At 65.1% G+C, this 22,046-nt stretch carries 23 protein-coding genes; 13 read left to right on the plus strand and 10 right to left on the minus strand.

Annotated elements, in window-relative coordinates; genetic code table 11:
* The 5 genes from modA to L21_RS02350 form a co-directional block, all read left to right on the plus strand.
* Positions 1-779: molybdate ABC transporter substrate-binding protein (modA, locus tag L21_RS02330; protein WP_074368894.1), on the plus strand; the 779-nt coding region annotated here is incomplete at its 5' end.
* On the plus strand, positions 776-1,258 hold the full coding sequence (gene tsaA / locus L21_RS02335; protein ID WP_074368895.1) for a tRNA (N6-threonylcarbamoyladenosine(37)-N6)-methyltransferase TrmO: 483 nt from the start codon (positions 776-778) through the stop codon (positions 1,256-1,258). The genes modA and tsaA, both read left to right, overlap by 4 nt.
* A gap of 11 nt (positions 1,259-1,269) precedes the next feature.
* A complete protein-coding gene (locus tag L21_RS02340) occupies positions 1,270-2,082 on the plus strand; it encodes an ABC transporter permease (RefSeq protein WP_074368896.1) in 813 nt (270 codons plus the stop codon).
* 1 nt (position 2,083) lies between these two features.
* Complete coding sequence (locus L21_RS02345; protein WP_074368897.1) at positions 2,084-3,133, plus strand: ATP-binding cassette domain-containing protein; 1,050 nt, start codon at positions 2,084-2,086, stop codon at positions 3,131-3,133.
* 34 nt (positions 3,134-3,167) lie between these two features.
* A complete protein-coding gene (locus L21_RS02350) occupies positions 3,168-3,692 on the plus strand; it encodes a hypothetical protein (RefSeq protein ID WP_074368898.1) in 525 nt (174 codons plus the stop codon).
* 82 nt (positions 3,693-3,774) lie between these two features.
* Here the strand turns inward: L21_RS02350 and L21_RS02355 are convergent, their stop codons facing one another.
* The 4 genes from L21_RS02355 to L21_RS02370 form a co-directional block, all read right to left on the minus strand.
* Positions 3,775-3,936 carry a rubredoxin gene (locus L21_RS02355; protein ID WP_394329524.1) on the minus strand — a complete coding sequence of 54 codons (162 nt, stop codon included), beginning with the start codon at positions 3,934-3,936 and terminating at the stop codon, positions 3,775-3,777.
* A gap of 250 nt (positions 3,937-4,186) precedes the next feature.
* Positions 4,187-4,345 carry a rubredoxin gene (locus L21_RS02360; protein ID WP_074368899.1) on the minus strand — a complete coding sequence of 53 codons (159 nt, stop codon included), beginning with the start codon at positions 4,343-4,345 and terminating at the stop codon, positions 4,187-4,189.
* An 85-nt stretch (positions 4,346-4,430) separates the two neighbouring features.
* Complete coding sequence (locus L21_RS02365) at positions 4,431-6,053, minus strand: ATP-binding protein (RefSeq protein ID WP_074368900.1); 1,623 nt, start codon at positions 6,051-6,053, stop codon at positions 4,431-4,433.
* Between the two features lie 90 nt (positions 6,054-6,143).
* Positions 6,144-7,517: an MFS transporter gene (locus L21_RS02370; protein ID WP_074368901.1), complete on the minus strand. Its 1,374-nt coding sequence runs from the start codon at positions 7,515-7,517 to the stop codon at positions 6,144-6,146.
* A gap of 133 nt (positions 7,518-7,650) precedes the next feature.
* Here L21_RS02370 and L21_RS02375 point away from each other — a divergent pair, with 133 nt between their 5' ends.
* A complete protein-coding gene (locus L21_RS02375; RefSeq protein ID WP_074368946.1) occupies positions 7,651-8,865 on the plus strand; it encodes an MFS transporter in 1,215 nt (404 codons plus the stop codon).
* On the opposite strand, the gene L21_RS02380 is transcribed toward L21_RS02375, so the two are convergent.
* The 5 genes from L21_RS02380 to L21_RS14030 all read right to left on the minus strand — a co-directional run bounded on the left by L21_RS02380 (position 8,855) and on the right by L21_RS14030 (position 12,102).
* Entirely contained in the window at positions 8,855-9,229 is a 375-nt protein-coding gene (locus L21_RS02380) for a DUF5518 domain-containing protein (protein ID WP_143727189.1), read from the minus strand. The two genes, L21_RS02375 and L21_RS02380, sit on opposite strands and share 11 nt — an antisense overlap.
* 54 nt (positions 9,230-9,283) lie before the next feature.
* On the minus strand, positions 9,284-9,622 hold the full coding sequence (locus L21_RS02385; protein WP_074368903.1) for a DUF5518 domain-containing protein: 339 nt from the start codon (positions 9,620-9,622) through the stop codon (positions 9,284-9,286).
* A gap of 62 nt (positions 9,623-9,684) precedes the next feature.
* A complete protein-coding gene (gene arcC, locus L21_RS02390; RefSeq protein ID WP_074368904.1) occupies positions 9,685-10,629 on the minus strand; it encodes a carbamate kinase in 945 nt (314 codons plus the stop codon).
* Positions 10,630-10,633: 4 nt separating this feature from the next.
* On the minus strand, positions 10,634-11,932 hold the full coding sequence (locus L21_RS02395) for an arginine deiminase family protein (RefSeq protein WP_074368947.1): 1,299 nt from the start codon (positions 11,930-11,932) through the stop codon (positions 10,634-10,636).
* A gap of 5 nt (positions 11,933-11,937) precedes the next feature.
* A complete protein-coding gene (locus tag L21_RS14030) occupies positions 11,938-12,102 on the minus strand; it encodes a hypothetical protein (protein WP_178377668.1) in 165 nt (54 codons plus the stop codon).
* Between the two features lie 205 nt (positions 12,103-12,307).
* Between L21_RS14030 and L21_RS13745 the strand changes: the two genes are divergently transcribed.
* Positions 12,308-12,508 (plus strand): hypothetical protein, encoded by a 201-nt coding sequence (locus L21_RS13745; protein ID WP_143727190.1) that lies wholly within the window; start codon positions 12,308-12,310, stop codon positions 12,506-12,508.
* A gap of 126 nt (positions 12,509-12,634) precedes the next feature.
* On the opposite strand, the gene L21_RS02400 is transcribed toward L21_RS13745, so the two are convergent.
* Positions 12,635-13,129, minus strand: coding sequence for a hypothetical protein (locus L21_RS02400; RefSeq protein WP_074368905.1), 495 nt, complete (start codon positions 13,127-13,129; stop codon positions 12,635-12,637).
* Between the two features lie 337 nt (positions 13,130-13,466).
* Between L21_RS02400 and L21_RS02405 the strand changes: the two genes are divergently transcribed.
* From L21_RS02405 to L21_RS02430, 6 genes are all read left to right on the plus strand, one after another.
* A complete protein-coding gene (locus L21_RS02405) occupies positions 13,467-14,417 on the plus strand; it encodes an ATP-binding cassette domain-containing protein (protein ID WP_074368906.1) in 951 nt (316 codons plus the stop codon).
* Between the two features lie 4 nt (positions 14,418-14,421).
* Positions 14,422-15,258 (plus strand): ABC transporter permease, encoded by an 837-nt coding sequence (locus tag L21_RS02410; RefSeq protein WP_074368907.1) that lies wholly within the window; start codon positions 14,422-14,424, stop codon positions 15,256-15,258.
* A 33-nt stretch (positions 15,259-15,291) separates the two neighbouring features.
* On the plus strand, positions 15,292-16,152 hold the full coding sequence (locus tag L21_RS02415) for a DUF4097 family beta strand repeat-containing protein (protein ID WP_074368908.1): 861 nt from the start codon (positions 15,292-15,294) through the stop codon (positions 16,150-16,152).
* A gap of 64 nt (positions 16,153-16,216) precedes the next feature.
* On the plus strand, positions 16,217-17,188 hold the full coding sequence (locus tag L21_RS02420; RefSeq protein ID WP_074368909.1) for a chemotaxis protein CheW: 972 nt from the start codon (positions 16,217-16,219) through the stop codon (positions 17,186-17,188).
* 150 nt (positions 17,189-17,338) lie between these two features.
* On the plus strand, positions 17,339-19,699 hold the full coding sequence (locus L21_RS02425; RefSeq protein ID WP_256712056.1) for a methyl-accepting chemotaxis protein: 2,361 nt from the start codon (positions 17,339-17,341) through the stop codon (positions 19,697-19,699).
* Positions 19,700-19,710: 11 nt separating this feature from the next.
* Positions 19,711-22,020 carry a hybrid sensor histidine kinase/response regulator gene (locus tag L21_RS02430; protein WP_074368911.1) on the plus strand — a complete coding sequence of 770 codons (2,310 nt, stop codon included), beginning with the start codon at positions 19,711-19,713 and terminating at the stop codon, positions 22,018-22,020.
* Positions 22,021-22,046 lie beyond the last annotated feature (26 nt).

Genomic DNA, 22,046 nt, shown 5'->3' on the forward strand with positions numbered 1-22,046 from the left:
CCCTCCTCTGTACAGCCGGCTGCACCACCCAGCCGTCGGTCGCCGGGGAGAACGCCACCCCAACCGTAGCGGACACCTCGCTCCTCGTCTACTCCGGCGCAGGCCTCAAGAAGCCGATGAGCGAGATCGGAGAGGCATTCACCGATAAATACGGCATCGGTGTCGAGTACACCTTCGCCGGTTCGGGCACGCTCATGACCCAGATGGAACTCTCCCGGAAGGGCGACGCCTTCATCCCCGGCGGAACGCCGGACTACCGCATCGCCCGGGAGAAAGGGCTGGTCGGAGAGCCGGGGTACGTCGCCTACCACGTCCCGGTGATCGCCGTCCAGAAGGGCAACCCGCACAACATCACGTCGGTCGACGACTTCGCCCGGCCGGGGCTGAAGATCGCGCTCGGCGGCGTGAACTCGACCTCGATCGGCAGGGCCGGCGACAAACTCTTCCGGGCGCACGGTATCCACGACGCCGTTGAAGCGAACGTCGTTCTCCGGGCGCCGACGATCAACGAAGTCGTGGTCGCGATGAACATGGGCACGGCCGATGCCGCGCTCCTCACGCTGGACCAGATCAACCCCGAGAAGATGGATGCGATCGATCTCCCACAGGAGGACAACCTCGCCCTCATCGTTCCGATAGGAGCGACCACCTTCACAACGCAGCCCGACGCCGCTCAGGCGTTCGTCGAGTTCGTCACCTCCGACGAAGGGAAGGCGATCTTTGCAAAGCACGGGTTCCCGACCTACCCCGACCCGGCGTACGCAGGGATCGAACCATGAGCGGTGCTGAGTACCCCTGCAGGGCCATCGGGATCGCCCGGACGCCGTTCTCCGATCCGGCCGCCACCCCGATCCAGGCGGCCTTCTCCACCGCCCGCGGGACGGTGGAGGTCTACCCTGAGTTCCGGGACGGTCTTGCGGCCCTCGCGGAGTTCTCCCACATCATCCTCATCTATCGGTTCCACCGGGCCGCCGGCGAAGAACTCAGCGAGCGGGCGCTCATCGACGGTGCGGAGCCGCACGGCATCTTCGCCACCCGGCACTTCAACCGCCCGAACCGGCTCGGCATATCGGTCGTCAAGATCGTCGGGATCGACGGCACGACGCTCACCGTCGAGGGTGCCGATCTCCTGGACGGGACTCCGGTCCTCGACATCAAGCCCTATATCCCGGCGTTCGACTGCATCCCGAATGCGACCTCCGGGTGGGTGACGCCTCAACACGTCGGGCGGATCAGAAACCAGAGCGCATCCATCTAGGTTGGTCGGCCGTGCCCCCGAACCGGGATGCCCTCCCCCACCCCACACCGTTCAAGGCGCTCTTTCTCGCCGCCCTCTTCGGCCTTATCGCCTACATGGTCGTCGTCATCGTCGGCCTCGTTGCCTATCCGCCGCTCCCGGCCCTCCTCGAGAGTCTCGCATCCCCCGAGATCCTCTTTGCCGTCGAACTCTCGCTCGTCACCTCCGCGATCTCCACCGCCCTCTGTGTAACCGCCGCCGTGCCGGTCGCCTACTCGCTCGCCCGGTTCTCGTTCCCCGGCAGGAGGATCGCGAACACCATCTTCAACATCCCGCTCGCCCTCCCGCCCCTCGTAGCGGGCGTGGCGCTGCTCATCTTCTACGGTCCTTCAGCGTTCGGGCAGATGCTCTCCGCCTGGGGGCTCGACGTCGTCTACACCCCGCTCGGCATAATTGTCGCCCAGTTCTTCGTCAACCTCCCCTACATGGTCAGGGTCGCCCGGTCGGCCTTCGAGACGATCAACCCCCGCTACGAATATGTCGCCCGGACACTCGGCTGCACCGAATGGGGCGCGTTCCGCCAGGTCACCCTGCCTCTCGCCCGAAACGGCCTTATCGCGGGCCTGGTCATCACCTGGTCGAAGTCCATCGGCGAGTTCGGCGCGGTCCTCATGCTCGCGGGAGCCACGCAGATGAAGACCGAGACCCTGCCCATCGCGCTCTTCCTGAACATGTCGACCGGGGACCTCGACCTCGCCATCGCCGCATCCGTCATCCTGATCGTCATATCGGTGGCGTCGCTCTCCGTCTTCGAACGGTACTCCGATACCCGGGAGGTCTTCTGAGATGCTCGGGATCGCCGGACTCTCCAAACGCCTCGGGGATTTCACGCTCACCGATGTGAACCTGACCGTCGCGGACGCCGAGTACTTCATCATCCTCGGCCCGACCGGCGCCGGGAAGACGATACTCCTTGAGACGATCGCGGGGATCTACGCTCCCGACGCGGGAACGATCACCCTCGACGGCCTCGATGTGACCGCCACCGACCCGAAGGACCGGGAGGTCGGCATGGTCTACCAGGACTACATGCTCTTCCCCCACCTCACGGTCGCGGAGAACATCGGGTTCGGTCTCCTGCAGCGCAAGGCCGAACCCGCCCGCATCCGGGAGAGCGTGCAGGAGATCGCAGGCCTCCTCGGGATCGGCCACCTTCTTGAACGCACGCCGGGGACGCTCTCCGGCGGCGAGCAGCAGCGGGCGGCGATCGCCCGGGCGCTCGTCCTCCGGCCCCGCGTCCTGCTCCTCGACGAACCGCTCTCGGCGCTCGACGCCGTCACACGGGACCGGCTCCGGGAGGAACTGAAAGCCGTTCACCGGGCGACCGGGACGACGGTCGTTCACATCACCCACCACTTCGAGGACGTATTCGCCCTCGCCGACCGGGTCGCAGTGATGCAGGACGGAAGGATCGTCCAGACAGGCACGCCCGACGAGATCTTCCGGAGACCCGCCACCGAGTTCGTCGCCGCCTTTACCGGCATGGAGAACGTCTACTGCGGGGTATCACGCGTCCGGAACGGGGAAGCGGCGATCGACCTCGGGGAGATCGTCGTCCGGACGGTCACCGCGATAGAAGGCGACGTCTGCGTCGGCATCCGGCCGGAGGAGGTGATCCTCTCCCGCCAACCGTTCGAGTCGAGCGCCGCGAACACCTTCCGGGGCACGGTCACGGCGATCCGGCAGAACGGCATCTTCTCGCGGGTCTTCGTGGACACAGGGCTGCCCTTCGTCGCCGTCCTGACCCCGCAGAGCGTCGCCCGCCTGGGCCTCGTCGAGGGGGAGCCCGCCTACGTCACCTTCAAGGCATCTGCGGTCCACGTCTTCAAACGGTAGCATTTATCCGGTCGCCCGGCGCAGGGGCGAACCGATGGAGACCGACGAGATCCGGGAAGAACTCATCTTTGCCGCCCAGGAAGCCGCCCTCGCCGAGCGGTTCGGGATACCTGCCGAGGCGCTCGTCCCCCTCCTCTTCTCACTGTGCTACGGGGGCGACTGGAGCTACGCCGCGGAGGGTCTCACCGCCATATCGGCCGTGAAGAAGACCACGGTCTACGATGATGAACGGCTGGTCGGCTACTCCCTCGAAGAGATCTACCTCTTCGTCGACCCGGTACTCCTGCACCGGGAAGGAACCGTCTACCGGCTGGAGAAGTGCGGCAGCGCTCCCGCACGGCTACTCGTAAAACGGCCCTACCGGGTACGGCTCGGCGCCCGCCGTATCATCAGGGCGACCGTTCACCCGCTTGAGCGGACGATCCGGACTGAAGACCTCGGTGCCGTGGAGATGGCGTTTACGGGCTCCACCGCCTACGGGATCGACCACGAGATGGAGCACCTCGCCGGACGCGGGATCCACGGGGAGGGGCTCCGGACCTTCCGGTGGGGAGGTTGAGAGTCCACTCCGCGGCTCTCGCGCTCAAAAAGACTTCCTGCCCTCTCATACGCCGGATCTTCGTGGGGCTCTGACCTGCCCCTTACGCCTTCCGGAACAGGTTCTTCTCCGCACCGCACCGGGAGCACGCCCAGGTTTCGGGCAGGTCTCCAAACTCCGTGCGGGGCTCGATACCGTGACCGGGCTCGCCGGCCCTGGGGTTGTAGACGTAGCCGCAGAGTCCGCACCGGTATGAATCCATCATCTCTTCACCTCACCGCCCCGACCGGCCGCAACGTCGACGGGGGCACGGCACCATGTACCCTCGTGGGGATAAGTACTCCGGTCAGGGGATCGGGAGATAAGGTTCCCTGCCGAGAGGGTCGTCACGGCCGAATCGCTCTTCGAGGCGGGGAGATGGGGGTTCCGGTTCAGGCGAAAAAGAGGAGGCAATACGCCAATCGGCGCATATCGCCGGGATAAAAGACCGAATCCCGGTCAAGAAAGGCTCTCCCTTACACCTTCTTAAACCGGCTCTTCGGCGCACCGCACCGTGGGCACTTCCAGGTCTCGGGCAGGTCTTCAAAGGCAGTGCCGGCCTTGACACCATGGGCGAAATCGCCGACAGCGGGACTGTAAACGTAGCCGCACAGCGTGCAGCGGTATGAATCCATTGCTTCATCACCTCTCCGCCCACCGGCCGCGAGGGCGGCAGGACATGAGATCTCGTATACTCCTGCGTGAGAATAAACACTCCGGTCACGAGCCCGGAAAGAGCAACTCTTTCCCCGTGCACCCGTCGAGAACGATCGAGCGGTCTCCCCGCTCCGAGGCGAACCGGATCAGGTAGACCGGGTAGTAGATCGTATCGAACCCCACGATCTCCGCCGTGGGTTCGAGCCCTTTGAGGATCGTCCGGAGCGACGACTCCGTGGCCTTCGCCTCGAGAGACTCCCCGCGGAGGGGCTCCATCGGGAGGTCGCCTGACCCCGGACGGAGAGCGGAGAGCGCGGGGACATCCTCCGCGAGCAGGGGGACGTAGACCGTCGTGTCGCCCACCGTCTTCATCTCCGTGATGAGTTTCGCACCGGTAAGACTCTTTATCGCCTTCTTCACCGCAGCCGGCGGGAGATGGGTGTCGGCCTCGATCTCGGTCAGGGTCGAGCCGCCGTTCGCGAGCCCGGCAACGACCCTCACCGCGGCCTCATCGAGCCCCAGGAGCTCCGAGAACCCCGGCCGGACTTTCAGGCCGCGATCCATCTCGACGATGCAGCCGGTAAACCCGTCGATGACGAACGACGCTGTTTTCGTAGATCTCCGGAGCAACCCGCCGATGTAGCGGATATCCACCCGGTGGAGCGGCCGGTAGACCCGCTCTCCGGAGACGATCCGCTCTTCCGGCTCAAGGATCAGGAACCGGCGTTTCCGCCTGGCCTTCGCGATATCGAGCGCCTCCTCGCGGAGCAGCACCGGGATAACCGCATTCGCGGCGGCCTGCGGTGCTTCTGCCGGTTCTTCCCGGGGGAGATCCTCGGGGCCGCACGGTTCGGTGCGGGCCGGTTCCGCCCGGGCGGGTTCGGCCGGCCTGGGCTCTGCCGGCCTGACCGGCCGCGCGGGCACGAGCCGGGGCGTCAGCCCCCGGTGCTCGCAGAGCCGGTCGCGAAACCGCATCCTCACCTTCTCGCGGGAGAGGCCGCCCATCACGAAGAACTCCCCCGGCTCGAGTTCCGCGAGCTCCGCGACCTCTTTACGGGACGAAAAGAAGAGGCTGACCGCTTTTAAGTCGTTTTCGATCGAGAGTTTCCCGATGACCTGGTTGTTGCACTGCGAGAGGACGTTCTTCGTCACGAGCGACGGGCGCTGGGTCGCGACCAGCATCCCGAGCCCGCGTTTGCGCCCCCGGCGGGAGATCTCCTCGATCTTCTTGATGGAGTCGCCGGACTGGGGGATGAACTTGTCCGCCTCCTCCACGATCAGCAGGAAGGGTTTCTTGAGCCCGCTCTCGAGATCGTAGAGGATGTCGGCGAGGAGAGCCACCTTCTCCTGCATATCGGTCTCCGAGACGTCGAAGATCACCGCCGTCCGGGAACAGATCGCGTTCTGCATCAGTTCCCGGAGGTTCGCCCGCTCGATATCGATGTCGCAATCGTCGCCGGAACCGATCCAGAGGAGGTGGAACCGGTCCCTGAGCGAGGAGTACTCCCCTTCCGTATCGATGAGACAGAACCCCACCCGCGCCTGCAGGAGCTGCTCGCAGATGACCGCGATGCTCCAGCTCTTCCCGGCACCGGACTGCGCGATGATGCAGGTTCTTCCCGTGACCAGTTCCTGGGCGTCGACGGCGACGTCGCGGTCGCCGTCCTTCCCGATGACGATCTCCATCCGCTCAAGAAGATCACAGGACGGCGGGAGGTTTAACGCTTCCTTTTCGATTCAGGAGGGTTCGTTCGGGGGATTCGGAGCCTCTCATCACTATTTGTTCCTGCGGAGCGAGAGAACAACCCCGAAGGCCGAGAGGACCGCGAGCGCGAGGAAGATCAGGTGCAGGCTCAGCAGAAAGTCCGGGAACACCGCCGGCGTGACGACGGTCGACCCCATGACGACCGCAAAGACCACGAGAACCGCTCCCATGCTGAGCATCATGCCGAGCGACCGCATCATTGCCGTCATCGCGGATGCACACCCGTAATCCCGCTTCGTGACGGAGCCCATGATGGCGGTGGTGTTCGGGGACGAGAAGAGCCCGACCCCGACGCCCAGCAGGACCAGGAGGGCGACGATCGCGGCGATCGGCATCGTCGGAGAGAGGAAGGAGAAGCCGAAGAGGGCCACGGCCGAGAGCCCCATCCCCACCGAGGCGACGAGCCCGGGCTGTATTCGGTCGGCGAGGCGGCCCGCCGCCGGGGCGACGAAGATCTGGACGACCGGCTGGACCAGGAGGAGGGTGCCTGCGGCGGCGGGTTCGTAGCCCCGGACGTACTGGAGGTAGAGGGAGAGGAGGAACCCGACCGCATACGTGGCGCTGTAGTTGATCAGGGCGGCCCCGTTCGAGGCGGCAAAGACCCGGTTCGACGCAAGCAGCGAGACCGGGAGGAGAGGGGAGGGATGCCGCCGCTCCACCTGGTAGAAGGCTGCGCCGAGCAGGAGGGCTGCCGCGAGGAATGCGAGGCCGGTCGGGGTGGTCGCTTTGGCCAGACCCAGGAAGAGGCAGAGGATCAGGGCCGAGGAGAGGACCAGCCCGGGGATGTCAAAATCTTCGCGGTGCCGATCGTTCAAGAACGCCGGGAATTTGTCTGCAGAGAAGAGGACCGGGACGGCGATGAGCGCGGTCACGACGAAGATGCTCCGCCAGCCGAAGAACTGGGTCAGGATGCCCCCGAGGAACGGCCCGAGCGAGAGCGCGGCGTAGACGGCCGTGATGTTGAGCCCGATCGCATAGCCCCGCTCGCCGGGCGGGTAGAGGTGGGTGATCAGGGCCACGCTGTTTGCGTAGAGCATGGCGCCGCCGATCCCCTGCAGGAACCGGAAGATAAGGAGCGTGCCTATCGTGGGCGTGAAGATGGTGAGGATGGCCCCGGCGGTGTAGACCACGATCCCGGCCATGAAGACGGTGACCTTCCCGCGCGAGTCGCCAAGCTTCCCTGCGGGGAGGAGGAAGATGACCGACGCGAGGAGGTAGGCGCTGGAGACCCAGGCAAGCGTAGTGGCGTCGGCTGAGAACTCGGTCCCGATGACAGGCAGGGCAAGATTGATCGCGGTGCCTGTGAAGGGGTTGAGGAACGTGGCGATGGTGATCAGTATCAGGATGAGTTTTCGCGAATACGGCTTGCTGTCTTCCTGCTCCACGGATATCCCTCGTGCCCCCGAAGCGTCCCGATCCCGGCCCGGGTATGCGTGATAAGGGTATTTGCGGCGGGCGCAGATAAGGGCACCGTCGCCGCCCGCGGACTACTTTAACGAGAACAGCACCGGAGAGGATATGCCCGACCCTCCTCCGGAGACCCGGGAGGATCTCCACGACCTCTCGATCCGGCTCATCCTCCTCCTCGGCACGGCAAGCCTCTGCGGGAGCCTCGTCTCGAACGGTGCCAGAAGCGTCACCGGCCCCTATATCCTCCTCCTCGGGGGGAGCGCGGCAATCGTCGGGCTGGTCGCCGGGGCCGGCGAGTTCATCGGGTATGCCCTGCGGTCGGCCACCGGCATCTACGTCGGCAAAGACCACCACTACTGGAGGGCGGCGACGGCCGGCTACAGCCTGCTCGGCGCCATCCCGCTCCTCGCCGTCGCCGGCCGGTGGGAGACCGCCGCCGTCCTCATCATCGCCGAGCGGATTGGAAAAGCCGTCCGGACACCAGCCCGCGATACGATCCTCTCCCACGCGACGACCGCCGTCGGGAGGGGATGGGGGTTCGGCGTCCACAAGGCGCTCGATCAGGTCGGTGCGGTCGCCGGCCCGCTGGTCATGGTCGCCGCGCTGGCCGTCACCGGCGGATACGCTCCGGGATTCCTCCTGCTCGGGGTCCCTCTCGCCGGCGTTGCAGCCGCACTCTTCCTCGCCCGGTCGGAGGTGCCGGTGCCGGGATGCCTGGAAAGCGAGGAAGAGGGGAACAGGAACGATCTACCCGGGATCGTGCCGTATGCCGCGTTCATATTTCTCGGTATGGCCGGGTTTGCCGGTTTCCCGCTCATCTCCTTCCACTTAAAAGCCCAATCGGTCGTCCCCGACGCCGCCATACCCCTCTTTTACGCCGCCGCGATGACGGTCTCGGTCGCCGTGGCACTGCTTGTCGGGCGGGCCTTCGACCGCGCCGGCACCCACGTCCTCCTCGCCATCCCCGTCCTCAGCATCGCAACGGTCGTGCTCGCATTCTCGCCAGAACCGGGCGCGGCCATCGCGGGATCGCTTGTCTGGGGAGCCGGGATCGGGATCTTCGAACCGGTTCTCCGGGCATCGATCGCAGAGTCAACGGCGCTCGACCGGAGAGGGATGGTCTACGGAAGCGTGAGCGCGGTCTTCGGGACGGCATGGTTCGTGGGGAGCGCCGTGATGGGCGTCCTCTACGAGGTGTCGATCGGGCACATCATCGCATACGTCGTCGCCGTCGAGGCTGCGGCGGTCGCCGCCTACCTCTGGATGTACCGCTCCCGGATCGCGGTGAGGCTCCAGGAGGGGCTCGGGGATATCATCCCGTGACCCTGCACCGCGAGACCATCCATGCTTTCAGCGCCCCGCCGATCGCACCGCCGACGGCGCCGAGGATACCGAAGTAGACAGCGAGGGCAAAGAGGAGGACGGCGATCCCGAGGCCGATGAGGGCGCCGATAGGGCCGAGGAGCGCCGTCCCGCCGACGACGGCGACGACCGAGAAGATCGCGGCGACGATGAGCCCGCCGAAAAGTCCGCCGAGCGCGCCCCGAGCCGCCCCCGGAGGCCCGAGATAACCGCCGATGATTCCTCCGACGATCGGACCCCCTACCGGGAAGAACGGGCTGATGAAGAGCATGAATACGATGCCTACAAGCGCAGAAAGCCAGTAGGGGCGATCCTGTTTCGCCAAACGCGCCTCCGAAATGAGAAAAACCGGGGAAGGGGGCCGGCGTTCGACCTCCGATTACCGCCGGATCGCCCCGGCGATGACGCCGCCGATCAGGGAGAGAAGACCCTGGTAGACGAACGCCATCACGATGATGACGAGCGACGTTCCAAGGCCCGCGATGAACCCGAACGCCCCGAGGAGAACCGTGCCGCCGATGAGAAGCAGCACCGCGATGACGACGGCACCGAGGATGCCGGCAAACAGCCCGGCCTTCGCACCGTTCCCTACCCCGCCCCGGACCATCCAGCCCGCGACGAACCCGCCGATCAACGGCCCTATGACCGGCAGCAGGAAGCCGAGAACAAGCCCCACGAGCCACCCGACGATGACGCCGGTCCAGAAGTTATCCGCCATATTCTTCCATCACCGCCGGGGATTCGGAGACGTGGTATATAAGCGTTGGGGCGGGTGACCGGTCACGGGCGGATCCGGGTTCCCGCCCGCCCGGAAAGCGCCCGGAAGGCACCCTCCAGCGACGCGATGGTCGCCCGCTTCCCGCCGGCTTCGAGGAACCCGAGAGCCGCCTCGATCTTCGGCCCCATCGTCCCGGGAGGAAACTGCCCCGCCGCGAGGTGGCGTTGCGCTTCGCGAACCGTCATCTCGCCGATCTTCTGCTGGTCCGGCCGCCCGTAGTTCAGGGCGACACGCTCGACGTCGGTCAGGATCAGGAGGTCTTCGGCACCGACGAGCCGGGCAAGGAGGGCTGCGGTGAGGTCCTTGTCCACGACCGCCTCGACGCCCCGGAGGGTGCCTCCACCGTCCGCGACCACCGGGACGCCTCCGCCGCCCGCGGCGATCACGATCGTCCCGGCTGAGAAGAGGGTGGCGATCGCCCGCTCCTCCACGAGAGCGACCGGACGCGGGGAGGGGACGACACGCCGGGAACCCTGCCCCGGGATCCGGACCATCCGCCAGCCCTTCTCACTTTCGAGCCTCCTCGCCTGCATCGCGGTGTAGAACGGGCCGATGGGTTTCTCGGGGTTCGTAAATGCCGGATCGTCGCCGTCGACCAGGGTCTGGGTGAGCACCGTCGCGACCGGGCGGTCGAGCCCGGCCTCCCGGAGCGCCTCCTGCATCGACTGCTGGAGCATGTAGCCGATCATCCCCTGGCTCTCCGCCCCGCAGACGTCGAGCGGCATCGGCGGGAGGGTCTCCTTCGCGAGCTCGTTTTTGAGGAGGATGTCCCCCACCTGCGGCCCGTTCCCGTGGGTGACCGCGACGGCGTAGCCTTCGGCTGCGATCGTTGCGATCTGCCGCGACGCCTTTTGGACGTTCGCGAACTGCTCCTCGGCCGTCCCCGTCTCCCGGTGCTGCAGGATGGCGTTGCCGCCGAGCGCGATCACCACGGCTCTCCCCGGCATCCCGTCACCCCCGCTCCAGCGTGCAGGTCATGCAGTGGGGGCCGCCGTAGCCCCCCGTCAGGTTCTCGAGGTGCAGCGGGAAGACCTCGATGCCGTGCCGGGCGAACTCCGGCTTGTGCGGGAAGATCCGGCCTTCGTTCATTATCCGGCGATAATCCTCCTTCGCGTGGCGTAAAAGCCGCCCGTAGCGCTCCGGGTCGCGGGCGGCCTTCCGCTCCAGGTTAAGGAGCACCGTCCGCATCACCCGTTCCCCCTCCACCGCGAGGATGCTCCCGTCCCGGACACAGAGGACGTTTGCGGCGTAGGAGAGCTGTTCGAGAATAGAGAGATCGATCACGGAGAACCCCTTCGACCGGATGTAGTCATAGAGGGTTGTCGTCTCGCCGGAAGGCTCGTAACCCCCTTCCGACCGGTGCCGGACCTCGACCTGCGCCCGCCGGAGGAGACGCTCTGAACCGAGCACCACCCCGCTTCCCGCGACGTTGAAGTAGGTGTCGAGGTGCATGTCGACCATCGGGTCGGGCCGGTCGCCCGGGATGAGCGGGTGGCCCGGCTGGTGAACGATGCCGATCTCGTCGAACCCCGGGGCGAGATCGAGGAACCGGGATACCCCCTCGCGGTTCGTCCGATCTCCGGTGCCGACGAGGGCGAACTCCCCCATCGGCATGAAGTCGCCGCCCTCGAACGTCCCCGGGTCCTCGACCGTCCCGGCGATCGGGATGCCGAGGATCTCCCAGAGGAACCGGGTGATCTCGGGCTCCCTTGCCCGCTGCCGTTTTGCTGGCCGGCCGACGACGAGACCGCGGGCGGTCGCCGCCTGCTGGTCGCGCATGAAGTAGAGGTTTGCAAGCGGGCTCTGCCCGAGGATACGGACGTCCACCCCCCCGCGGGCACCCCTCCCGCCCACGTCGATGATCGGATTCAGGAGCAGGAGGGTGAAGAAGTGCAGCGAGTCCAGGGCATCGGCGTTCTGCTCCATGCTTCGCCGGGCTTCCGCCACCTCCCTTCTGCCGCCCCGGACGGCGACGGTCTCGTGCACCCAGTCGACGAGCCGCCGCCGCACCGCCGGATCGCGGTCGGCTGCATCGAGAATCGTCTCCTTGAGCCGTAGCACCCGAACCCCGAACTCCTCCCCGAGCGTGCGCTGGAGAGCGTCGTGCTCGCACCGCGCCTCGTAGCGGCTGAACGCCCGTTCATAGAGCGCCGCGTACGGCTCAAGCAGCCCGAAGAACATCTCGATCCCCGGCCGGTGGACGGCCACCGTCCGGAGGCGGTCCCATTCCGCCCGAACCCCCGCCGCCATCCGGTTCACCTCTCCCCCCGGGGAGCGGCGAAGAAGTACGCGATCATCACCCCGACCGCCGTCGCCGCCGCGAGCACCCAGTTCACCCGGCCGCCGAGGGTGAAACTGATGCCCGCAAAGACGATGAACGCAAGTATACCGTAGAGGAGGAGTTTTACGTATCGCTGCATCGGAAGAGTTTCCTCTTCCGGAGAACGGATAAACCTGTCGTAGGCCGGGGCCGGAATCCGGGATCCGGGAAACAGTGCAGGAAAACCGGTTTCGGGGCTTCAGATGCGCCCGTACCCGGCCGGGAAACAAAACCGCAAAAAATATCACCCGGAGAAACAACCCACACTCAAACCAGTGCTCTATCCGGCACACGGAGGTGTCCACATGAGGATCAGACCGTATAAACCCCCCATCTCGACGACCGCAAAGCCGTTTCGAATAGTGCGGAGACTGCAGCGCAACCCGACCTACACCCCGATCAGGATCGGGCCGGCGATGAACGCCGCCGTCCTCGCAGCCCTCTCGGCGACATCCTCCATGTCGGGGCTGACCATCGGGGTCTGTATGCGTCTCGTGGGGCTGTGATACGCTCCGGACGCGGAACCGGATCTGTTTCCCTTCTTTCCGCCGGAGATCGCACCGTTAGCCTGCGCTGTCCAGAAGCGACGTCCTGACGGAACAGAGTTCGAGAAGACGCGAAGGGGAAGACAGTTACAACCCGATAAGATCCATCGCCCAGAGCCCGAACCGGACCATCCCCGTCCGCAACGTGCCGAGGAGGTTGTTCCCCTCGACCGTGGCCGTGCCGTTTTGCATCGCCGCCCGGAAGGTGTCGAACGGCCGGTCGGAGACCATGACCTCCTCCACCGTCGCGGCGTCGGCGGTCACCGTGGCGATCGGGTCCGGGCAGCCCTTCGCGTCGAACTGGACGATCTTTTTGTCGTGGAACGTGATCCCGATGACCAGCACGCCGTCGGGAGACACGACGTAAAGGTTGACCTTCTCATCCGCAAACGGCCCGGTCACCCATCCCGGCAGCCGGTCGGCGTACTCGTTGTAGGTCAGGGTATACTCCCGCATCGCGAAGAGGAGTTTCACCTCCGCCGGGGTCAGGTCGGCGTTCTCGACCACGAGCGCGCCCGCCGGTGCGGTGAGCGCCAGCGCCGCGAGGAGAAGGACGAGGACCATCCGGGCGCCCGGGGTCATCGAAGAGCCCCCGCCCGCGCTCCGCGCTCCGGTGCGCCGGCCCGGGAAGCGATGCTCAGCGTGGAGCGAGCCCGCTCATCCCCTCCCCGGGTCGTCAAACTGCTGCCGTACATGCCGTCTCCGGAAATGGATGGCCTATCCTGGTATTTCAGGATATCTATCCGGCCCGGGTGCCGAAGGGACGCCGGGGCGTATTTGCCGCCCCGGCCGGCACCCCGAAGACGCGGGGGGGGCGACTGCGCAGGTTCACGCACGGGGCCGCCGCATTCCGGGAGGGAAAAGGAGATATGACGGCATCGTGCATGGGGTATAAAGGCGCGGGAGCGGACGGCAACCGATGGGAGGAGACGATATCATCGAGGTGCGAGACCTCGAACATGCGTTTGGCGACTTCGCGGCGGTTCGCGGCATCAGTTTCACCGTCAGAAGAGGCGAGATCTTCTCCTTCCTCGGCCCTAACGGCGCGGGGAAGAGCACCACCATCAACATCCTGACGACCCTCCTCCCCCTCCAGAAGGGTGCGGTGCGCGTGGCCGGGTACGATGTCGCACGGGAGTCCGGGGAGGTCAGGAAGGCGATCGGCATCGTCTTCCAGGACGACGTGCTCGACCGGGATCTCACCGTTCAGGAGACGATGGAGTTCCACGGCCGGCTCTACAGCATCCCCCGGGAAGAACGGCGGCGGCAGATCGACGACCTGCTCCGGGTCGTCGAACTTGAGTTCAAACGGGACGAGCGGACAAAGAACCTCTCCGGCGGGATGAAACGGCGGCTCCAGATCGCTCGCGGCCTGATGACCCGGCCCGAGGTGCTCTTCCTGGACGAGCCGACGCAGGGGCTCGATCCCCAGACGCGGATGCGGATCTGGGACTATATCCGGCAGGTGAACGGGGCCGGGACGACGATATTTTTGACGACGCACTACATGGAGGAGGCCGATATGCTCTCCGACCGTATCGGCATCATCGACCACGGCAGGATCGTCGTCACCGGAACCCCGGCCGAGCTGAAGAACGCCCTCGGCGAAGACGTCGTCTACCTGGAGACCGACGACGACAGAAGGGCCAGGGATGCCCTTTCGGGGATCGAAGAGATCCGGTCGGTCACGGATTCGACCCGCGGCCTCTCGGTCACGATATCGGCAGACGGGAGTCACTGCCTTCCGATAATCGTCGATGCGGTGCGCAGCGCCGGTATTGGGATCTCGAGCGTGAACCTGAAGAAACCCACGATGGACGACGTCTTCGTCCACTACACCGGAAGAGAACTGCGCGATACGGGGGCATGAACGGATGGCATGGGAGTTCCTTACCGTCTACTGGCGGGAGATGATCCGGTTCGTCAGGTTCAGGACACAGCTCTTCTCGTCGCTCCTGCAGCCGGCGCTCTGGATGGCGTTCTTCGGCGTCGCGATGTCCTCGAACTTCGACCGGTTCACGTCGTCGATCCCGGCCCCGGCCGGCGTCGTCCCCCTCGACTACCTCACCTTCATGGCCGCCGGGGTGATCGCGATGACGACCCTCTTCACGAGCCTGTTCGGAGGGATGAGTCTCCTCTTCGACAAGAACTGGGGGCTGATGCGGGAGATGCTCGCAAGCCCCATGCCCCGGACGCACATCATGCTCGGGGTCAGCCTCTCGGGGATGACGAAATCGTTCATCCAGGTCTCCATCATCATGGCCTTCGGCCTCCTCCTCGGGGTGCAGTTCTTCCCGGGGTATTCGGCCGCCCGGACCGTCCTCTCGATCCTCGGCATATTCGCGTTCGTCGCCGCCTTCTCGCTCGGGTTCCTGCTCTTCTCCTCCGCCATCTCGATGCGCCTCGAAAGCCCCGAAGGGCTGCAGGGGATCATGACGCTCCTCACCCTGCCGCTCTTCTTCGTTTCGAACGCCCTCTACCCGATCCAGGCGTTCCCGCCGCTTTTGCAGGCGCTTTCGATCTACAACCCCCTGACCCACCTGGTCAACGGGATCCGCTACTTCGCCCTCGGAAACGATTTCTTCGCCGTCGGCGCCCGCTACACCTCCAGCACGGTCGACGTCCTCGGGTCGTTCGCGTACCTGGCAATCTTTGCGGCGGTGATGTATCTCCTTGCCCGGCGGACGTTTGAGAAGGCGGTCGTGACGTAAGGGTAATCTCCTATTGCAGCAGAGAGAACGACCATGCAGCGAACCGTATACGCGGTGCTGGCCCTTGCCGTCCTCACCACCGTTCTTGCCGGATGCACCGGGGTGCCGGGCCTCGAGGAGACGGAGCAGTTCGACCGGACGGTCGCGATGGAGCCCGGGAGCGGCATCGTCGTGATCAACCGCAACGGAAACGTCGCCGTGACCGTCCGCGAGGGGAATGACGTCGGCATCACGGCGGTCAAACGATCCGTATACGGCCGGGGCGAACTCGATAAGGCCAGAATCGAGGTGACGGAGGGCGATCCCCTCAGGGTGGAGACGGTGCATACCGGGTTCAACCCGCGGGTGAGCGTCGACTACACGATATCCCTGCCGCCGACCGTCGTCCTGCAGAGGATCGAGAGTTCGAACGGCGGGATCAAACTCGCGGGAGTGCGGGTTACAGAGACGGAACTCCTGACGTCGAACGGCCGGGTGATCGTCGACGGCGCTCCCGGCGGCGATCTCGCGGCGACCTCCTCGAACGGCCGGATCGAACTCTCGGGCGTCGAGGGCTACGTTACTGCGACGACCAGCAACGCCGGCATCACGGTGGAGGACTGCGGGGGAGTTGCAGGGCTCTCGACCTCGAACGGAGCAATATCCACCGAGATTTCCGCCATCCGGGGGGACGTGACGGTATCGTCGAGCAACGCCGGCATCACGCTCAGGTTCGCAGAGGATCTGGACGCCCGGCTGGCCGCCACCACCTCGAACGGCAGGATAGCGGTTCACGGTCTTATGCTCCGGCTCGAAGAGTCGACGGGTACCTCGGTCTCGGGAACGCTCGGCAACGGGGGGCCGACCGTCACCGTCACGACCTCGAACGCCGGCATCGACCTCTTCGGCCCCTGACCGGCGCGCTCCCCGTAACCTTTTATCTCCTCCGCACATATCTTCGAGCATCCGATGATCCGCCATGACGCACCTTCTGTTCTTTGCCGTTGAGGGGATACCCTGCGCTCTTCCTCTCGCCGATATCCGGCAGGTTGTCGGCATGGTGGAACTCCAGCCGGAGACCGGCAAACGCCGCGGGGGAGCGGGAACCATGAACCTGCACGGCAGAACCGTCCCGGTCTACTCGCTCCGGAGTCTTCTCGGGCTCGCCGAGCGCCCTCCTCTCCCCACCGACGTCCTCATCATCGCTCACCCCCCCGGAGAATGCGCGGCCCTCTGGGCGGACGGGGTGCGGGGGGTGCAGGAGAGCCGGGTGCAACTCCCGCCCGACGCCTCCCCCTCTCCCGGCGCGCTGCCGACCGAAGAAGGAGAGATCATCATCCACGATCTCGGCGCGTTCCTTGCAGCGGAAGAGACCGCGCACCACCTCCTCCCGGCCGGCGCGACCGTTACCGGGGGGGCGGCACCGCCTCACGACGCCGAAAAGGCCGGTGAGATCCTCGCAGAACGGGCGCGGGCGTTCGCGCGGCCCGAGAAAGAGAATGGCGAGACCCCGTTCTCGGAACTCCTCACGTTCAGGCTCGCGGGTCAGGAGTACGCCATCAAGACACAGTACATCCGCGAAGTCTTCATCATGCACGAGATCACCCCGGTCCCCGGGGTTCCCGACTTCATCGTCGGGATCTGTGCCGTCAGGGGCGAGATCATCTCCGTCGTCGATCTCCGCGCACTCTTCTCGATCCCGAAACACGGCCTGACCGACCTCAACCGGGTCATCGTCCTCTCCGACGGGACGGTGACCTTTGGAATTCTTGCGGACTACATCACGGACATCTACATCCGGCCGACCGATCAGTTCTCCCCCATAGAGCCCGGCACGACGCCTATCGAGCAGCGTTACCTCCTGGGCGCCATAGACGAATCGGTGATCGCCCTCGACGCGGCCGCGATCCTCGCCGACCCCGCGATGGTGATTGACCAGACGAGAAAATAGACCGGTTTTATATCCCAATTAGCGGTAACGGGAGCCCTGAACGTCATTCACGGGACAGATCATTATTTAACCCGGAGTGTGCATCAATCTATTAAGTCGTCGTACAAGAGCGAGTGGAACGGAAGTAGCATGTTCACATTTTTTTCAGACATGAAGGTCGGGACGAAGATCCTCGTCATCTGCCTATTTCTGGCGATCATCCCGACGCTTATGCTCGGCATAGTGGCGTATACCAGTTCGAGCGGTGTGATCAACGACCAGATCGAGACGCTGCTCGAGACGCAGGTGCACGACGCGCGGGGATGGACCAACGACGTCTACAAACTCACGCGCAACAAGGTGAACAGCGACCTCAACGTCCTCCGGGAGAACTTCTATGCGCGGGGCACCCCCGAGGTCATCGACGGGAAACTGACCCTGGTTGACGGGGACAGCAACCCGTACGTCATCAACGACAACTTCGAGATCGTCGACCAGGTGCAGTCCCTGGTCGGCGGGGCGGCAACGGTATTTCAGGTCTACGACGACAACGCCATCAGGGTCTCGACAAACGTCATCGGGACCGACGGCAGCCGGGCGGTCGGGACGGAACTGACCCAGAACGTCTACGACGTCGTGGTGAACCAGGGGGAGACCTACTACGGGAGCAGGGATCTCTTCGGCAAGCGTTACGTCACTGCGTACGAGCCGATAAAGGACAGCCGCGGAAACATCGTCGGCGTTCTCTTCGTCGGGACGGAGGAGCAGGAGACGCTCGACGTCGTCAAATCAAGCCTTAAAGAGACCGTCATCGGCCAGAACGGCTATATGTTCGTCGTCGACAGCAACGGCCAGCTGCTCGTGCACCCGGCCCGGGAGGGGGAGAACATAGCCGACGAGGATTACATCCAGGAGATGATCGAGAATAAGGTCGGCATCATCCGCCACCAGGTCGACGGAACGGATATTATCGACGCCTACACCTACTTCGAACCGCTCGACTGGCACATCGTCTCGCGTGCCGAACTCTCCGACTTCACCGGGCCGATAGACACAATCAGGAACACCATCGTCATCGTCGTCCTCGCATCCATCGCCTTCGGCGTCGCGATCGCCATCCTCTTCGGCCGCTCGATCTCCGAACCCCTGCAGCAGGTCGTGCTGATGCTCAATGAGCTCCGGAGCGGGCATCTCTCCGCCCGGCTCAACATCAAGCGGCAGGACGAGATCGGGGTCATGGCCGCAATGATGGACGAGTTTGCCGGCGACCTCCAGACGAACGTCGTCGGGAACTTAAAAAAGATCGCCCTCGGCGAGTACGTCCAGGAGTTCCCGGTCGCCGACGAGGGCGACGAGATCCGCCCCGCGCTCGCGATGATGGTCCAGTCGCTCGACCATCTCCACAAAGAGACGCTCAAACTCACCGACGCCGCCCGGGCGGGCGACCTCTCCATCCGCGGCGATGAGAAGGCGTTCCGCGGCGGCTACCGGATGATCATCGCCGGGTTCAACAAGACCCTCGAGTCGATCACCGAACCGGTGAACGAAGCGATGCGGCTCGCGCGATTCTACGCTTCCGGCGACTTCACCGCCCGGTTCGACGAGAAGATCCCGGTCGCCGGCGAGTTCGTCGCCTACCGCGACGCTCTCAACACCATCGGCATCGAACTCTCGCGGCTGATGAAACTGATCAGCGAGGAACTCTACGAAGGCGTCTCGGTTCTCTCGCTCGCTTCAAACGAGATCCTGGCGGTCACGACCCAGCTCTCCGCCGCCAGTTCCCAGACCGCCGCAACGGTGAACGAGACATCGGACTCGGTCGAGAGCGTCAGGAAGAAGACCGAACTCGTGAACCAGAAGACGAAAGGCGTCTCGGAGAAGGCGATGCGGGCGCTCGACGTCTCCAAAGACGGCCAGAAGTCCGTGCGTGAGATCCTGGAGGGGATGAACCAGATCCAGCGGGAGATGGATATCGTCCGGATGAACGTCATCCGGCTCTCCGAGCAGAGCCAGGCCGTCGGCGAGATCATCGCGACCGTGACCGACATCTCCGAACAGTCCAACCTGCTCGCGGTGAACGCCTCCATCGAGGCTGCAAAGGCCGGAGAGTTCGGGAAAGGGTTTGCCGTCGTCGCGAACGAGATCCATAACCTCGCCGAGCAGTCGAAGAAAGCAACCTCGAACATCCGGGCTATCCTCACCGATATCCAGCAGGGGGTCTCCTCGACCGCGGTCTCGACCGAGCAGGGGATCCGGTCCGTCGCGGACGCGGTCCGGCTGACGAACAACGCGCAGGAGGCGATAGAGGTGCTCGCCCGGTCGATAGCCGACTCCTCGCAGGAGGTCATCGAGATCGCCTCCTCGATCCAGACACAGGCCTCCGGGGTCGATCAGATCTCGCGCGCGATGGAGAACATCCGTGACGCGGCACAGAAGAACCTCGAAACCACCCATAAGGCGGAGAAGACCGCCGAGGACCTGCACGAGCTCGGTGCCCGCTTAAAGAGGATCACCCAGCAGTACCGGGTCTAGCACGACCTGCCATGACCGGACCGGACGACGTATTTCGTGCCCGTCTCCTCGAGACGTTTCGCGAGGAGGCGGACGGGCACCTTGAAGCAATCACCGAGGGGCTGATCGCGCTCGAGAAGGCCGGGCCGACGCCCGAACTGGTCGAGCGGATTTACCGGACGGTCCACAGCCTGAAAGGAGCGTCGCGCGCGGTCAACCTCCGGGATATCGAGTCCATCTGCCAGAACATCGAGACCGTCTTCTCCCTTGTGAAGCGGGGCGAGTACGTCCCGGGAGCGGACGACTTCGATCTCTTCCACCGGGCAATCGCGGTCATAAAGAGTCTCCTCCGGGGAGAGCGGCCCGAGACCCCGCCGGCGGAGATTAACGCGGCGCTCCGGGCCGTCCCCGGCAGGAAGGAGACGACCGGGAGCGATCTCCCGGAAGATCGGCCGGCCGGATCGGGTCCGGCCTCCGGGGGGAACCACGCGGCCGATATGCCGGGGCCCTATAACGGCAGCGAGCAAGGAGCCGACCGGGGCATGGTGCGGATCGCCGCCCACAAACTCGACCGGCTCACCGCCGGAGCCGAGAGCCTCCTCACGACCCGGCTCTTCATCACGCAGAGGATACGCGAACTCGAGGAGATGCTGACCCGTTTCTCCCTCTGGCAGTGGAACTACTCCCAGGCGTTCAACGACCTGCAGGTGATCCGCGGGAGAGCCTTCGGGGAAGAGAAGGCGACGATTCCTCCCGATCTTGTCCTGCCGCTCCAGCGGACGGTCGAGTTTCAGGAGTACAACCGCGAGTTCATAACCAACCTCCAGCACGATGTCGCCACGCACCTGCGTTCTATGGAGATCGACCGGTCGGCACTCGAGACGAGCACATCCGAGATCTCCGACCTCGTCCACGATGCCGCGCTGCTCCCGGCTTCAACCATGCTCGCCCCCTTCTCCGCGTTCGTGAGAGAGTTCTCCCGCACCTCGGGGAAATCGGTCGACCTCGCGATCGAGGGGGGCGAGATCGAGGTCGACCGCCGGATCCTCGATGCGTTGAAGGATCCCATCACGCACCTCATACGGAACAGCATCGATCACGGCATCGAGAGCCCTGAGGCCAGAAGAGCGGAGCAAAAACCGGCCACAGGTTCCGTGCGGATCCGGGTCTTCCACCGGTCGGGGAGCAGGGTCGGCATCGAGGTGGCCGACGACGGCGCCGGCATCGACAGCAGCGCGATCCGGAGGACCGCCGTCGAGAACGCCGTGATCACGGAGGACGAGGATAGAGCCCTCACGGACAGCGAGGCGATCTGGCTCATCTTCCGCTCGGGGATGACCACGAGCCGGATCGTCACCGATCTCTCGGGGAGGGGGCTCGGGCTTGCGATCGTGGAAGACACCGTCTCCCGTCTCGGGGGAACAGTGACGGTCTCCTCGACCGTCGGCAGGGGGACGGCGATAACCCTGACCGTCCCGGTGAGGATGGCCACCCTCCGCGGGCTGCTCGTCCGCTCTGAGCGGCAGGTATACGTCCTCCCGATGCAGCAGGTGAAGCAGGTTCTCCGGGTTCGCCCGGACTCCCTGACCATCACGAAGGGGCGGCCGACGATCAGCCTCGCGGGGGAGACGATCGAGGTCATCCGGCTCACCGACGCCCTGGGCATCCCCTCGTCCGGCCCTGCCGGGGAGGAGGAGCGGCCGAAGCCCCTCGTCATCATCGCCTACGGGGCCGGGCAGATCGCGGGGATGGTCGACGAGGTGATCCGGGTCCAGGAGATCGTCGTCCGGCCGCTCGGAAGCCAGCTCGTCTCTGTGCGGAGGATCGACGGGGCCGTGACCCTCGGGGACGGCCGTCTGGCGCTCGTCCTCGATCCGCTCGAACTGATCCAGGACGCGATGCAGGCGGAACGGCCGGTGCCTGCATCCGCGCTCCCGCAGGCGGCACAGCAGCGGATCCTGGTTGTCGATGACTCGGTCACGTCGCGTGCCCTGCTGCAGGCGATACTCGAAGGGGCCGGATATCAGGTGGAGACCGCTGTCAACGGGATCGACGCATTCGCAAGGCTTAAGCAGCATGAGTTTGATATGGTCGTTTCAGATGTTGATATGCCCCGGATGAACGGTTTTACGCTCACCGAGAAGATCCGGGCCGAAGGCGGGCAGGTTGCCCGGACCCGGGTGGTGCTCGTCACCTCGCTCGGTTCACCTGAAGACCGGGAGCGGGGAAAGACGGTCGGGGCGGATGGATATATCGTCAAGAAGAGCTTCGAGGCGGAAGAGTTTCTCAAGATAGTCCGGCGCCTGATGCGCCGCCGCGAGGGAGAGAGAGAGGAGCGATGATATGGAAGGGAAGCATGCAGGAGGAA

This window comes from Methanoculleus chikugoensis, assembly GCF_900095385.1.
Lineage (GTDB): Archaea > Halobacteriota > Methanomicrobia > Methanomicrobiales > Methanoculleaceae > Methanoculleus > Methanoculleus chikugoensis_A.